Source organism: Rathayibacter sp. AY1B6 (assembly GCF_002932755.1).
In the GTDB taxonomy this organism is placed as follows: Bacteria; Actinomycetota; Actinomycetes; order Actinomycetales; family Microbacteriaceae; genus Rathayibacter.
Genome location: NZ_PSWL01000015.1, coordinates 23,615 through 37,886 on the forward strand (window position 1 = coordinate 23,615; position 14,272 = coordinate 37,886).

Consider the following 14,272-nt stretch of genomic DNA (forward strand, 5'->3'; position numbering starts at 1 on the left):
CCCCGTCCCTCCGACCCGCGTCCCTCCGACACAGAACGAAGGAAGAGCATGAGCATCCTGCAACGACCGGCAGCCGCACCGCAGACGGCGGGCCGCTCCTCGGACGGCGACGTCGTCGTCGTCGAGGGTCTGGTGAAGACGTACGGCGAGTTCCGTGCGGTCGCAGGTCTCGACCTCCGGGTCGGTCGCGGCGAGGTCTTCGGCCTCCTCGGTCCCAACGGCGCCGGCAAGACCACCACGATCGACCTGCTGGTGGGGCTGCGTCGCCCGAGCGCCGGCTCCGTCCGCATCCTGGGTCTCGATCCTGCGGCCGACCGGGCCGCCCTCACCGCCCGCGTCGCCGTGCAGCCGCAGGAGGCGAGCCTCTACGACACTCTGAGCGTCGCCGAGACGCTGCGCCTGTTCGCCTCGCTGCACACCGCACCGCGGCCGGTCGCCGAGATCGCCGAGCGGATCGGCCTGGCCGACCAGGCCGGGGTGCGCGTGAAGCGGCTCTCGGGCGGCCAGCGCCGGCGCCTCCTGCTCGGCGTCGCCCTGATCGGCGATCCTGAGCTGGTGGTGCTGGACGAGCCCTCGGCCGGCCTGGATCCGGCGGCGCGTCAGAGTCTCTGGAGCCTGATCGCCTCGCTCCGCGAGCGGGGCACCACGGTCGTCGTCACCACGCACCACATGGACGAGGCGAGCGTGCTCTGCGACCGCGTCGCGATCGTCGTCGACGGCGCGATCGTCGCCGTCGGCGCCCCCGAGGAGCTGGTGCGCCAGCGCTCCGCGCATCGCCGGGTGTCGTTCACGCTCCCGCTCGAGGCCGCTCCGGACGCGCTGCTGGCTCATCCGGGGGTCGTCTCGCTCGAGACCTCGCCCGGCGCCGACGAGCAGCGCGTGGAGGTCGTGACCAGCGACTCCGACGATCTGATCGCCCACCTGACCACCGCCGGCTGGCGGCCCCGCGACCTGACCGTCGCGACCCGGACACTCGAGGACGTGTTCCTCGCACTCGCCGAGACGAGCGATTACGAGTCCCGCTCCCGCGGGACGAAGCGGAAGGGACGGAAGAACCGATGACCGCCACTCTCGAGGCCCCGCCGCGCTCCGCGCTGGCCGAGCTGAGCCTGACCAACGCGCGCGAGCTGCTCCGCGACGGGAAGACGATGTTCTTCCTCCTGTTCTTCCCGCTGTTCTTCCTGGGGCTGTTCTGGTTCCTGGCGAACACGATCGATGCGGAGTCGCCCCGGCCCGTGGTGACGGTGGCGGAGTCGTCCGGCAGCGCCGCGCTCGTCGACCGGCTCGAGGTCGACGGCTTCACCGCGACCGAGGCGGCTCCGGGCACGACCGCCCCGGGGTCGACGGCGATCGTCACCGTGCAGGAGGGCGGCGCGACCGTGCTGCTCGACGCGCAGGAGAAGCCGCAGTGGCGCGGCCTGGTCGACAGCGTCGCCGCCGAGGGGATCGCGCGGACGAGCATCTCGGCGGGCTACAGCGACGGCACGGCGGTCTTCGATCCGCTGCGCAACAGCCTCGCCTCGATCGTGATGGTCTCGTTCCTCACCCTGGCTCTGCTCGGCACCGCCGTGCCCGTCGTGGGTCTGCGCGGCAAGGGGACTCTGCGCCTGCTCGGCACCACTCCGCTGCGGCGCTCGACGTTCATCCTGTCGCAGTCGCCGGCCCGGTTCCTGCTCGGAGTGGCGCAGCTGGCTCTCGTGATCGCGGTCACCGCGGTACTGGGCTACCTCAGCCCGGCCGCCGTGCCCCGGCTGATCGTGACGGCCCTGATCGGCCTGACCATGCTCTTCGCGATCGGCTACCTGATCGGCTCGCGGGCCTCGAACTCGGAGGCGACCACCACCGTGGTCTCGCTGCTGATCCCCGTGGCGCTGATGCTCTCCGGGTCCGTCATCCCGCTCAGCGTGTTCCCTCCCGAGGTCCAGGCGGTCGTCTCCTGGCTGCCGACGACGGTGCTCGCGAACGCCCTCTCGGTCGATCTGGTCGGAGCGGTGGACGCCGTGGACATCGGGGTCGCCTGGGGCGTCATGGCCGCGGTCGCGGCGCTCGCCGCAGGACTGGCGACCGTGCTCTTCCGCTGGGACCAGGGGGAGAAGCGATGACCGGCGCGCAGCACGACCTCGGCCGTCTCGCCGATCTCGACCGCCTCGTCGGCCCGCTCGGAGTCGTCCACGGAGTCGACCGGCTGCCCAACCAGCCCGGTGAACCCGGCTTCCCGATCTACGTCGCGCAGATCGGCGACCTCTCGCCCGTCTCGCCGAACGTCCGGGAATCGACCCGCGGAGGGTCCACTCGCGGCGGGATCGACGGCGCCGGCGGCGCCCTCGACCCCGAGAAGGCCTCCCGCCTCTGCCTCGCTGAGGCGATCGAGCGCTACGCGTCGTGCTTCGTCCCCGAGGACCAGCTGATCTGGGCCGCATCGGACGAGCTCGGCGACGAGGGCATCGACCTGCGCCGCTTCCCGCAGTGCTCGGAGGCGGAACTCGCCCACCCGCGCTCGATCCACGCCCCGGTCGACACGACCGCGCCCCTCCGCTGGACGCGCGGCTGGTCGCTGACCCGTTCGCGGCCCGTGTACGTGCCGGCCGTCTCGACCTGGCTGCACATCCCGGCCCGGACGCCGACCGAGCGCTTCACGATGCCGATCTCGACCGGATGCGCGACCCACACGTCGCTCGCTCAGGCCGTGATCAACGGGCTCAGCGAGGTCATCGAGCGCGACTCGATCGCCCTCACCTGGCTGCAGCGGATCCCGTGGCCGCAGCTCGACATCGACGTCGACGACGAGCGCCTCGCGCCGTTCCTCGAGCGCTACCGCACCAGTCACGTGCAGACCCGCTTCTACGACGCGACGACCGACGTCGGCGTGCCGACCTTCTACTCCGTCGACGTCACCCCCGAGAACGAGGTGCTCGGCCAGCTCGTGATGTGCAACACCTCCCTCGACCCGGTCGACTCGGTCGCCAAGATGCTCCGGGAGTCCGCGTCGTCGCGCATCGCCATGCAGGCCTCGCGCGGCCGGCCCGACGACGTCGCCGACTTCACATCGGTGTTCCACGGAGCCAGCTACATGGGTGAGCCGCAGCGGATCCGCGACTACGACTTCCTGCTCACCTCGACTGCGACGCGCCGGCTGTCCGAGATCCCGTCGCAGCTCCGCGGCGACCCCGAGACCGAGCTGCACGGCATGGTCGAGCGTCTCGACGCCATCGGCGCCGAGGTGGTCGTGGTCGAGATCACGACCGAGGAGGCGCGGGCAGCCGGCTTCCGCGTGGTCCGGGTGATCGTGCCCGAGCTGATGCCGCTCTCGTTCGTGCACACCGGCCGCTACCTCGCCCACCCCCGCCTCTACGAGGCCCCCGTCGCGATGGGATATCCCGCCGCCGACGAGGCCGGCCTCAATCCGCTCCCGCAGCCGTTCGCCTGACCCGGCCCGGCAGATCAAGGACGACATCATGAGAGTTCACCTCCTCGCCTCGGGCAATGCGGCCCAGGCCGTCGCGGACCGCCTCACTGCGGTGCTGCACGCCGCGGGCGACGTCACCGCGACCGACCGGGTCACCGCTGACCGCGGCCTCGACCCCTCCTACTGGCCGCACCCCGATCTGCGGATCGCTCTCGCCTGGCGCGAGTCGGCAGCGCTCTTCGAGGCCGTCGACCGCTCCTCCGTCGAGACGGGTGTGCCCACCACCCAGGCCGTCCTCGTCCACCCCCGGCTCCGGGTCGGCCCGACCCTCGTGCCGGGCGGCTCGGGCGGCCCGTCCGACACGATCGGCGGCTGCCAGCGCTGCCTCGAGCGGCGCCAGCGGCAGCACGACGGCGGTCTCGAACGTGCGGAGGCACTGTGGCGCCGCTACGCCGACGATCCGTCCGCGGGCCCCGTCGGGCACCTTCCGCAGCACGTCTCGGTCGCCGTCGCTCTGCTCGCCGGCATCGCGACCGCCGTGCGGGAGGGGCGCGTCGCCGAGGAGCGCAACGTCGTCCGCACGGTGCACCTGCTGAACGGCACCACCCACCGCACCGAGCTGATCCCTGTGCACGGCTGCGAGCGCTGCGGAGTGCCCCGGCCCGACTCCACCTGGTCGGCGCTGGCGACCGAGCTCGCCGCCCTCGGCGCGACCGACCGGAGGAGTGTCCACCATGTCTGAATCCGGAGTGCTCGGGGCCGAGGCGATGGGCGTCGCCGCGCTGACCGATCCGCAGTTCCGCCTCCCGCGGCGCCCGCGGCTGGCCCCCGGCCTGGTCGTCGTCCCCGGCGACGACGGCGTGCTCGTCGAGGGAGGGCCGACCCGGCAGCTGCTCGGCGGCCGTGCGGCCGGCGCCGTGCTCGGCGCTCTGCTGCCGCTGCTCGACGGCTCCCGCTCGATCGAGGAGCTCGCCGCGGAGACCGGGCGGGCGCTGCGGGCGACCCACTCGGCCGTCGCTCTGCTCTACGCCAGCGGTCTGCTCGAGGACGCCCAGGGCGCCCCCGACGTCACCGGCGCGGACCCCGCCGCACTGGCCTTCTACTCCCGCTCGATCGATTCGACCCGGGTGAACGCCTCCGGCGCCGAGGCCGTGCAGCGGCTGCGGACCAGCCGGGTGCTCGTCGCAGCCGGACCGACCGCGTCCGGACTCGCCGAGGAGCTGACCGCGGAGCTGCGACTCACCGAGATCGGCGAGGTCCGACTCGCCGAGCCGGGCACCGCCTCCGTCGATGGTCGGAGTCTGCTGATCCTCGTCGGCGACTCCGCACCGCTGCGCAGGGACGCCGAGCGCGCCGCCGCCGCCGGCGTGGGCGTGCTGCCGGTCCGGCTGCGCGGGCGCCGGCTGTACTACGGGCCCTACGTCGATCCCTCCTACACCGCACGGTTCGACGACATCGCCGACCAGATCGCGGCGGAGACCCACGACGACCCGAGCGCCCTGGACCACCCGCTGGCCGCCGCTCTCGTCGCCGCTGACGTCGCCGCCCTGCTCTCGCGGGTCGGGACGCCGCTGTCGCAGCAGTCTCTCGTGCGGCTCGACCTCGAGACCCTGGTGCAGGACCGACTGGTGGCGGTGCCGTCGACACCCGACGGGATCCCGCTCGCCTACGCCTTCGAGGCGTCGACTGCGTTCCCGCCGCGCGCCCTCGCCTCGCCGAAGGACCACCAGGTCCACTACAAGCAGTCGAACATCGTGCTGCAGCGCGACTCCAAGCGCTGGCCGAGCGCGCGCACCGTGGCGCTGGCCGAGCGCGAGACCGAAGGGTCCGCGTTGACCGCCGGCGTCCTCGCCGACCTCGTGATCCGCACCGCGGGCAACCGCGAGAGCGGCACCCCGCGAGAGGGCAAGGTGCACCGCTGGGCCGCCTCCGGGGGCAACCTCGGCTCCGTGCAGGCCGCAGTGCTCGCCCGGAGAGTGGCGGGGCTGCCGGCGGGCGTCTACGGCTACCAGCGCGGGGACGACACCTGGGCCGAACTGCCCTGGGCCGACCCCGAGGCCCGCATCGCCGGAGCCGATCCCGACGCCGACGCCGTGCTGGTGCTCACCGGTGCGCTCGGCCGGGTGGCGTCGAAGTACGCCGCCTTCGCCTGGCGCATCGTCCACCTCGATGCGGGGGTCGCTGTGACCCACGCACGACTCCTGGCGGCGCAGCACGGACTGCGTGCCGACGCAGCTCCGGCCTGGGACGACGCCGCGATCGGCCGCCTCCTCGGCATCGACCTCGACGCCGAGCCGGTGACGGCCGTCGTGTCGCTGCACGCCGCCGCCGCATCCACCACGACCGGAGGTACCGCGCGATGACCACGATCCCGACGCCGATGAGGGGGCTCCGCGCCCAGCACGAGCTGATCGGCGAGCTGCAGCAGAGCGTGCGGCTCTCGCCCGCCGCCCTCGCCACCCGCCCGTCGCCTGCGGCCCCCCGCCGCCCGCGAGTGCAGGGGGTGCGGCCGACCGGCCTGCCGACCGTTCCCGTCAGACGGGACGCGACCCCGCGCCTCCACAGCCTCGACGAGGTGCTCGAGCGCCGCGAGTCGATGCGGTTCTACCGCGAGCAGTGGGTCGATGCCGAGGCCGTCGCGCAGATCGTGCGGGCGGGGCACCTGGCCGATGCGTCCACGTGGCCGGGCGAGGCGGAGGCGGGACTCGGCATCGAGCTGCTCGTCGCCGCGCGGCGCATGACCGGCTCGTCACCCGCGATCCTCCGGCTCGAGGGCGACGAGTTCGTGCCGCTCGCCGAGCTCGACGAGGAGAGCGCCGACGACCTGGTGCTGCAGATCGAGTACGCCTGGTCGCCCGTCATCCTCATCGCGATCGCGCCGCTCGCCGATGCGCTCGAGCGCTGGGGCGACCACGGCGAGCGCTTCGTCAACACGCGCGCCGCCGCGGCCGTCACGGCGGCGCTGCACGAGGCCGCGGGACTCGGACTCGCGGGCAGCCCCTTCGCGGGCTTCCTCACCTCTGGACTTCGTCGACTCCTCGATGTCGACGGCTACGCGAACGCCCAGCTGTTCGCCGCCTCCCTCGGCCATCCGGCCGTGGAGGGCGACATCGTCACCACCACCACCACCACCGGAAGGACCGCATCATGACCGCACTCCCCGCCTCCTCGTCCTCGGACGACGACCTGTTCTCGGTCGACATCGAGGCCCTCGATGTCGCCGAGCTGCCGGGCGACGCCGCCCTGGCGTCGCTGAGCTCGGGCTCGACGGTCGGCTCGGCCTCGTGCCCCGCCTCGTCGGCCTCGACCCTCGGCACCGTCGGCTGCTTCGGCTGAGCCGCGCCGGCACTCCTCCTCACTCACTCCTCCCACGACGAAAGGACCACTCCCATGGACGACCTCACCTCACAGGACCTCGACGGCGACTTCGGCGTCGACGAGCTCGACGCTCAGACCGCTCTGGGCACCTGGGGCTCCGCCGGCACGTTCAGCTCGGCCTCCTGCCCGGCCTCGACGGCGAGCTCGGGCGGATCCGCCTCCTCGTTCGGCTGATCGCCGACATCCGCACCACCCACCGCATCACCCTTCGAAAGGACACACCATGACTCAGAACGCCAGCGAGAACCAGGACCTCTTCGCCGACGACCTCCTCGCGCACGACCTCTCCGTCGAGGAGCTCGACAACCAGGTGGCAGCCGGTTTCACCACCGCGGGCTCGTTCGCGACCGGCGGCTCGGCGTCCTGCCCGGCCTCCTCGGCCTCGACCGGCAGCTCCTTCTCGAGCGCCGGCGACTGACCCGTCGTGCCGCCCTCTCCACCGCGGGCGGCACGACCACCCTCTCCACCCTCCCCTCAGCATCCGTTCGAAACGAGGAACAGCGTGAGCACCACGACCACTGTCCGCGGCACCGCCTCCGCACTGGAGGACGCGCCCGTGGACTGGTTCCGCGACAGCCGCCCGCGCCTGCGCGCCGACGCGGAGCTTCTCGCCGGCCTCGACGACAAGCCCCTCCTGCACATCGGGGCGTCGGGCCGCTACATCGCGATCGGCCGCGAGGTCGTCCCCCTCCTGCCGCTGTTCGACGGCAGTGCCGCCGGATCCGAACTCGTCGAGCGGATCCGCGGCGAGCGCGACGCGGACCAGGTCGCCGATCGCCTCGCCCGCCTCGCCCACGGCCTGCGCCAGGCCGGCGCCCTCGACGAGCCGCCTGCGCGCGTCGGAGGCCGCCGCGGCATCGCTCGGTTCATGCGCCGCGAGCACCTGCTGCGCCTGCCGCTGACGCGCAGCGTCGACCGAGCGCTCGAACCGCTGATCGCACCGCTGCGCTCCGTGCCGGGGTCGCAGCTGGTCGCCCTGTGGGTGGCCCTCGCCGCGCTCGGCGCCGTGCTCGGCGTCCTCGCCCTGGCGACCGCCGGCGCCGACTGGCGCCCACCCGCCCACCTCTGGCTCGTCTATCCGCTGCTGTTCGCGCAGATCGCCGCGCACGAGCTCTCGCACGCGCTGGTCTGCCAGTACCTGCGCGTTCCCGTCCGCGAGGCGGGGATCGGGCTGATGCTCTACGTCATGCCGGTGGGATACGTCGATCGCACCGACGCCTACCGCGTCCCGGACCGGCGGTCCCGGGCCTTCCTCTCGCTCGCAGGCCCGGTCAACGACCAGCTCTGGTTCGGAGTCGCGGCCGTCGTCGCGCTGACCGTGCCCGGCGAGGTCGGCGATCTCGCGTTCGTGCTGCTGGTCTTCCAGGCGTTCCTCACCGTCATGAACCTGAACCCGGTCACCCCGTCCGACGGGTACCACGCCGTCTCGGCGCTCGCCGGAGAGGTGAACGTCCGCGGCCAGGCCCTCTCCTTCCTCACCCACCGGCTCCTGCGCCTCCCGCTGCCGCAGGGAGTCGCCGCGCTGTCCGCCCGCCGCCGCCGATTCTTCGTCGGCTACGCCCTCGCCTGCCTCGCTTTCCTCGTGCTTCTGGTCGCGGGGGTCGCCCGCACCGTCATCGGACTCGTGGAGGTCCTCTCATGAGCATCACCGTCCCCGCCTCGCGCACGCCCGTCCAGCGCCTCCGTCTCGATCGGGTCGCAGGCCTCGACGCCGAGCGGCTGCCCCGGGCACCCGAGGGCGCCGACGAGCTCGCCGCCCGCCTCGACGACCTCGAGGCGCGGCTCCCGGTTCTGGGCGTGGCGGCCAGCGGCGCTCTGCACCGCCTCGTCCCGCTCCTCGACGACGACCGGACCCTCCGCCGCGCCGTGCTGGCCCTGCGCCGCTGCACCCGCTCGGCGACTCCGGCGGCTCTCGACCCCGCCCTGCTCGCCGCGATCGGGATCGCGCTGGCGGGGCGTCCCTCCGACGCGGAGGCGGTCACCGCCTGGGCGGAGGCGGCCGGCCTGCGCGCCGTGCTCGGCGATCGCCATCGCGACGCCGTCGACCGAGGGACCGCGAGAGCCACAGCCGCGCTCACGGCCCTGCGCGACGACCCCCAGGTGATCGGCGCCATCGCCGACGCCAGCCCGGACTTCGCCGCCGCTCCCGGCCGCGCCGCCCTCGATCCCGGACGCCACGCCGCCAGGAGCCTGCTCTCGTACGCCACCCGCGCCGCCTGCAAGACCAGCCCGTTCGGCACGCTCACCACGGTCGCGCTCGCCGACGCGCCCGCACCCTCCGCCCCGGCCGCCGCGGTCACCCACGCCTACGCCGCGGCCTGGCTCGACGTGCTCGCCCGCGACGAGACCGCCGTCGCCGCCCTCGAGATCGAGCCGCTGCCCACCGGCGGTCTCGACCCGGTGCGCGAGCCCGTCGCCGTCGCGGAGCTGCTCGAGACCCCCGACTTCGTCTGGCGCAGCACCCTGCGGGTGGCCCTCCGCGAGACCGGCGCAGTGCTCGAGGCGCTGCAGCGCGGCGGACGCAGACCGCTCGGACGCCTCCTCGACGAGCTCGGAGGGAGCGATCCGTTCGCCGCCTACCTCCGCATGCTCGACGCGGGGCTCCTGCGCGTCGTCGCGCCCTGGGGCTACGCCGAGCGCCACCCCCTCGACGTGCTCGCCGCGCGGCTGGACGCTTCGATCCCCGAGCATCCCGCCGGAGCCCTGCTCGCCGAGCTCGCCGCCGACGCGCGCGCCGTCACCGCCCTGACCGGGGTCGAGCGCGGCCGCCGTCGAGCGGCGCTGCGCGACCGTGCCGAGCGTGCTCTCGCCGATCGCGGCGTGAGCGCGGGGCGCCGCCGCTTCGAGGTCTACGTCGACGCGGCTCCGTCGGTCGCCGTCGCCGGCCCCGCGCCCGACCTCGAGGACGAGTTCGAGCGCTTCGCCGGCTCCGTGGCCCGCCGCACGACCCGCTCGCCCGCGTACCGGGCGCTCGTCGCCGCGGTCGTCGAGCGCTGCGGAGTCGGCGGCACGATCGAGGACCCGTGGCGCTGGCTGCTCGCCGCGAGCGCCGATGAGGCGCTCCGCGCGGCGCTCGCGGGACCGGGAGCCGACGCGTCGGGGATCGAGGTGCCGGAGCCTCCGCTCGGCCGGTCGATGCCGACCGCCACCGCCGCCGTCGCCGTGCAGGTCGTGCACGGGAGCACGCCGCTGCTCGTGGTCAACCAGCTCCTCGGGGGCCAGGGGGGACTCGTCAGCCGTCTCGGCGCGCTGCACGCCGGTCTCCGACCCCTGCTCGCCGATCGCGCCCGCCGTCTCGCGCGGGGCGGGCTCGCCGTCGAGTTCGTGCCCTCGTGGGAGGTCAACGGCATGCAGTCCGCTGCCGCGGGCACGCTGCCGCGGTTGTCGCTGCCGGTCGAGGCTCCGGTGACGGAGGAGCGTGCCGCCGCGGTCGAGTTCGCGGGGCTCCGCCTGCACCACGATCCGGCCACCGAGTCGATCGAGCTGCTGACCGCCGACGGCACGCCCGTCGTGCCCTTCTACCTCGGACTGGTGCCGTCGCACCTGCTCAGCGGGCCGGAGCGGATCCTCGCCCTCCTCGCCGACCCGTGGCGGCTGCCGCGCCTCGGATCGCCCGCGTTCGCGGTCCTCGCCGACGCCGGCCGGGTCGTGTCGCGCCCACGGCGCACCACCGGGAGGATCGTCACCCGTCGCGCGCTCTGGACCGTGCCCGCCTCCCAGCTCCCCGCCGGTCTGCCGGCCGGCGGTCCGCCGTCCGGATCCGGCGGCGATGTCGAGCTGCTCCGCTCGGTCGGACGCTGGCGGCGCGAGCACGGACTGCCGCCGCTGGTGTTCGCACGCCTCGTCAGGGCGCGCATCGCGCTGGATCCGGTGGGCCGCAAGCCCGTCGCGATCGATCTGCGCAGCCCGCACTCGCTCCGGCTGCTCGAGACGATGCTCGCCGAGGCCCATCGACGCGACGACCTGCGCGGCGTCGAGTTCACGGAGGCGCTGCCCGCTCCCTCGGAGTACGCGCGCGCCTCCGACGGCTCTCTCCGCGCCGTCGAGCACGTCGTGCTGCTCGGGGGTGAGGACCGGTGATGCTCCTCGGGGCCGCGTCACGGCCGGTCGAGCTCGCCGACGCCCCGCAGTGGTGGTACGCGTGCCTGTACACCGGAGGAGTGGACGCGACCGACGATGTGGTCGCGGGGCTCCTGCCGCCCGTGCTCGCCGAGGTGCGGGCACTCGGCGCGAGCCGCTGGTTCTTCCTCCGCTACGTCGATCGCAGGGGGCCGCACCTGCGCCTGCGCGTCTTCGGACCGGGGGCGAGCCTCGACCGCCTCGTGCGCAGCGTCGACGACCTCGGCGCGCACCTCGAACTGATCACGACCGCGCCCCGAGCGCGGCCGATCGAGCTCGTGCCCGGAGCGGGCGCCGCCCTCCTCGCGGGTGCCGGCGACGCGGTCGGGGTGCGGCCCGCGGTCTACGAGCCCGAGATCGACAAGTACGGCGGTCTCGACGGCGTCGAGCTGGCGGAGCGGCTGTTCGAGTTCTCGTCGGAGCTCGCGCTCTGGGGCGTCTCGGAGCACGAGAAGGGCGGTGCACGCGATGCGCTCGCGGCGCTCCTGCTCGCCGATGCGGCCGGTGCGCTCCTGCACGGCGCCCGCGCGGGTCGGTGGCCCGCGCGACGGGCCGTCTCCTGGTCGCGCTTCTGGCACATCCACTCGCGATGGTGGACGGGGGCCGTCCTCGGCGACGAGACGCTGCGCGTCGCTCTGGAGGCGCAGGCCGCCGGGCACCGGGACGCGGTCGGCGAGCGCCTGCGGCGCACGGCGGCCCTGCCCGGGGTGCAGGCGTGGCGCCGCCGCTGGTTCCGCGCGATCGACGACCACCTCGCCGCGGCGGGGAGGATGGAGGTGCCGCGCACCCCGCAGCACCTCGTGTTCCACCAGAACCACATGCTGATGAACCGGCTCGGGTACCTCCCGCGCGAGGAGGCCCTGCTCGGGATCCACGCGCGGGACTGGACGGCCCTGTCGTCCACAGATCCTCGACCGTCAACGAAAGGACAGAACCGATGAGCAATTCGGCCACCACCCGCACCCCCGTCGCCGCTCGCACGACCGCCGCTGCGGCCGTCGGAGCCCTCGCCTGGATCGCGCTCGGCGCATCCCTGCTCGGCGGCCTCGAGGTGATCGGAGTGACGATCGCCCTGGTCCTCGTCGCCGTCGCCGCGACCGCGCTCGCGATCGTCGGCACTGTCCGCGCCCGGCCGGCAGCCGGTCGCGGGCCTCTCGTCGTCGCGCTGACGGCACCCATGATCGCCCTCGCCGCGATGACACCGCTGTTCCGGCTCGGCGGCGCGCTCGTCTTCGGCGTCGTCTCGTTCGTCTTCGCGGCCGAGCTGGCGGTGCTGGCCGTCGTGTCGCTCCGGCGAGGGCGCCGTGCCTGACCGGGAGGAGGCCGCCGCGGGCGCCCCGGCCGACCCGGAGCGGTCCGACCCGGAGCCGGCCGACCAGGAGCGGCCCGGCTCGGAGCCGCGCCCTTCGGAGCCGTGCCACTCGGAGGAGCCGGCGCCGCGCCGTCCGGCGCACGCGCTGCCCGTCGAACGTGCGTGGGCCGACGGCCTGTGGCCGTCATGACCGGCTCGCCGAGCTCCCACCCCGGATCGGTGAGTAGGATCGGCGGGTCCGTCCGGGGGGAGTAGTCGAGTGCTGAGCGAGCATGCCGTCGAGCTGTATCTGTACGTGTGCGCGCGCTCCGAATGGACGATCGACGGCGCGTCGATGGATCTCGGCGTGCGGGTCCGCGAGCTCGTCGAGGCACGGGACGAACTCGTCGCGCGGCGGCTCCTCACCCCGCTGCACGAGGGAGGCGAGGCGCTGGCCGCGACCGCGCCCGATGTCGCGCTCGCCGGCCTGGTCGACGAGGACGAGCGCCGCATCCACGATCTGCGGGCCGCCGTGACGAAGCAGCGCAGTGAGCTGATGGCCCTGCTGCCCGCGTACCGCGAGGCCCGTGACACCGTGGCGAGCGTCTCGCAGGTCGAGGTGGTCGAGGACCCGGTGACGGTCATGCGCCTGCTGATCGACGTCGGTCGGCGCGTGTCCCGCGAGGTGCTCATCGTCCAGCCGGGAAGCGGAGCGAGTGTCGAGCGGCACGAGGAGAGCAACGAGAAGGACCGGGCACTCCTCGCGCAGGGCGTCTCGCGTCGCACGATGTACCACGATCGCCGCCGCGACCACCTGCCGACTCAGCGCACCGTCGCCGAGTTGGAGCCCCTGGGAGCGCAGTTCCGCACGCTGCCGCTCGTGCCGTTCCGCCTCCTGGTCTTCGACCGCACCCTCGCCCTCGTCTCCCGCCAGCGGGACGAGGACGACCGCGCCGCACTCGTCATCCGCTCTCCTGATGTGATCTCGGCCTTCGTGCACGTGTTCGACGCGGCGTGGGAGTTCGCCGCGCCGTTCCGCGCGGAGGCCCCTCCGGCGGGCGACGCGGGGCTGTCGGCCGTCCAGTCCGCGATCCTCTCCGGACTCACCGCGGGACTCACCGACGAGGTCATCGCCAGCCGGCTCGACATCAGTGTGCGCACCTGTCGTCGCCACATCGCCGGCCTGTTCGAGCTGCTCGGCGCCGACAGCCGCTTCCAGGCGGGGGTGCTCGCCGTCCAGCGCGGCTGGCTGCCTCCCCGCGCCGTCACCGCTCCGAGGACGAGCGCTCTCCGCCTGCCCTGAACGGCGCCGCCGGAGCAGCGTCGCGACCCGCAGCGGGGCGGCTCTCACACCCGCCGCGGCACGGTGAACACCGTCTCCACTCCCGGCGAGTACAGCACCGAGTCCGGCGCGCGCGACGCCAGCCCGGGGAAGCCCGCAGCGTCGAGCAGTCCGTCGTCGAGCGCCAGAAGCGCCGCGCGGCGCAGCGGCCACGGCCGGTGCAGGTTGCGGCCGTACCAGGTGGAGCCCAGGTGGCGCTCGTGGTAGGCCCAGCGTGCGGTGAGGAACGAGGCGAGCGGGTCCTCGCCGACGGCCTCGCCCGGGCGGACGACGATCCGGGAGCGGGCGGCCGAGTCCGCGTGCCGGATCGTGTCGTAGATCACCGCGCCGTGGCGGTGCTCGATGCTCATCCGAGCCCAGCGGTAGGGGAGCCCGAACACCGCCTGCGCGGTGAGCACGGGAAGGAGATGCGAGGCGTCGAGCGACACGAACACGACTCCGCGTCGTCCCTGCTCGTCGACGGAGTAGAGCCGGACGTTCACCTCGGGGAAGGTGCCGAGCCAGGGCACCCGCGGGCCGCCGAGGAAGGCCGTCCGCGAGAGCCGGAACGGGATCAGGCCCACCCAGGAGGAGCCGTCGTGCTCGTCCGGCCTCGTCCCGGCGGGGAGGTGGGGCGCCACCAGGGCGGGGTCGACGCGCCAGTGCAGGAACGTCGCCTCGGTCCAGCGCTGCTTCAGGATGCGCGGCCCGCCGAGCGCGGGCGCGGAACGGGTGACGGGTTCGACGGAGCTCACGC

The 14,272-nt window shown here is 74.1% G+C and carries 15 protein-coding genes; 14 read left to right on the forward strand and 1 reads right to left on the reverse strand.

Features of this window, described 5'->3' with window-relative positions; translation table 11 throughout:
- Positions 1 to 48 precede the first annotated feature (48 nt).
- The 14 genes from C5D08_RS09605 (at position 49) to C5D08_RS09675 (ending at position 13,497) form a co-directional block, all read left to right on the forward strand.
- Complete coding sequence (locus C5D08_RS09605) at positions 49 to 1,062, forward strand: ABC transporter ATP-binding protein (RefSeq protein ID WP_104276856.1); 1,014 nt, start codon at positions 49 to 51, stop codon at positions 1,060 to 1,062.
- Positions 1,059 to 2,102 carry an ABC transporter permease gene (locus C5D08_RS09610; protein WP_104276857.1) on the forward strand — a complete coding sequence of 348 codons (1,044 nt, stop codon included), beginning with the start codon at positions 1,059 to 1,061 and terminating at the stop codon, positions 2,100 to 2,102. The genes C5D08_RS09605 and C5D08_RS09610 overlap by 4 nt, the downstream gene beginning before the upstream one ends.
- A complete protein-coding gene (locus C5D08_RS09615) occupies positions 2,099 to 3,427 on the forward strand; it encodes a YcaO-like family protein (RefSeq protein ID WP_104276858.1) in 1,329 nt (442 codons plus the stop codon). Before C5D08_RS09610 ends, C5D08_RS09615 begins: the two co-directional genes overlap by 4 nt.
- A 28-nt stretch (positions 3,428 to 3,455) precedes the next feature.
- Positions 3,456 to 4,148: a hypothetical protein gene (locus C5D08_RS09620; protein ID WP_104276859.1), complete on the forward strand. Its 693-nt coding sequence runs from the start codon at positions 3,456 to 3,458 to the stop codon at positions 4,146 to 4,148.
- A complete protein-coding gene (locus tag C5D08_RS09625; protein ID WP_146082590.1) occupies positions 4,141 to 5,769 on the forward strand; it encodes a hypothetical protein in 1,629 nt (542 codons plus the stop codon). Before C5D08_RS09620 ends, C5D08_RS09625 begins: the two co-directional genes overlap by 8 nt.
- On the forward strand, positions 5,766 to 6,557 hold the full coding sequence (locus tag C5D08_RS09630) for a nitroreductase family protein (RefSeq protein WP_104276861.1): 792 nt from the start codon (positions 5,766 to 5,768) through the stop codon (positions 6,555 to 6,557). The genes C5D08_RS09625 and C5D08_RS09630 overlap by 4 nt, the downstream gene beginning before the upstream one ends.
- Positions 6,554 to 6,742, forward strand: a complete 189-nt coding sequence (locus tag C5D08_RS09635) for a thiocillin family RiPP (protein WP_104276862.1) — start codon at positions 6,554 to 6,556, stop codon at positions 6,740 to 6,742. Before C5D08_RS09630 ends, C5D08_RS09635 begins: the two co-directional genes overlap by 4 nt.
- Before the next feature lie 54 nt (positions 6,743 to 6,796).
- A complete protein-coding gene (locus C5D08_RS09640; RefSeq protein WP_104276863.1) occupies positions 6,797 to 6,958 on the forward strand; it encodes a thiocillin family RiPP in 162 nt (53 codons plus the stop codon).
- A 49-nt stretch (positions 6,959 to 7,007) separates the two neighbouring features.
- Entirely contained in the window at positions 7,008 to 7,202 is a 195-nt protein-coding gene (locus C5D08_RS09645; protein WP_104276864.1) for a thiocillin family RiPP, read from the forward strand.
- Between the two features lie 84 nt (positions 7,203 to 7,286).
- Positions 7,287 to 8,426: a M50 family metallopeptidase gene (locus C5D08_RS09650; RefSeq protein ID WP_104276865.1), complete on the forward strand. Its 1,140-nt coding sequence runs from the start codon at positions 7,287 to 7,289 to the stop codon at positions 8,424 to 8,426.
- Complete coding sequence (locus C5D08_RS09655) at positions 8,423 to 10,864, forward strand: hypothetical protein (protein ID WP_104276866.1); 2,442 nt, start codon at positions 8,423 to 8,425, stop codon at positions 10,862 to 10,864. Before C5D08_RS09650 ends, C5D08_RS09655 begins: the two co-directional genes overlap by 4 nt.
- Positions 10,864 to 11,844 (forward strand): lantibiotic dehydratase C-terminal domain-containing protein, encoded by a 981-nt coding sequence (locus tag C5D08_RS09660; protein WP_104276867.1) that lies wholly within the window; start codon positions 10,864 to 10,866, stop codon positions 11,842 to 11,844. Before C5D08_RS09655 ends, C5D08_RS09660 begins: the two co-directional genes overlap by 1 nt.
- Positions 11,841 to 12,215 carry a hypothetical protein gene (locus C5D08_RS09665; protein ID WP_104276868.1) on the forward strand — a complete coding sequence of 125 codons (375 nt, stop codon included), beginning with the start codon at positions 11,841 to 11,843 and terminating at the stop codon, positions 12,213 to 12,215. Before C5D08_RS09660 ends, C5D08_RS09665 begins: the two co-directional genes overlap by 4 nt.
- A gap of 259 nt (positions 12,216 to 12,474) precedes the next feature.
- Positions 12,475 to 13,497, forward strand: coding sequence for a helix-turn-helix transcriptional regulator (locus tag C5D08_RS09675; RefSeq protein WP_104276870.1), 1,023 nt, complete (start codon positions 12,475 to 12,477; stop codon positions 13,495 to 13,497).
- Between the two features lie 44 nt (positions 13,498 to 13,541).
- Here C5D08_RS09675 and C5D08_RS09680 read toward each other — a convergent pair whose 3' ends face one another.
- Positions 13,542 to 14,270: a YqjF family protein gene (locus C5D08_RS09680; protein ID WP_104276871.1), complete on the reverse strand. Its 729-nt coding sequence runs from the start codon at positions 14,268 to 14,270 to the stop codon at positions 13,542 to 13,544.
- Between the last annotated feature and the right edge of the window lie 2 nt (positions 14,271 to 14,272).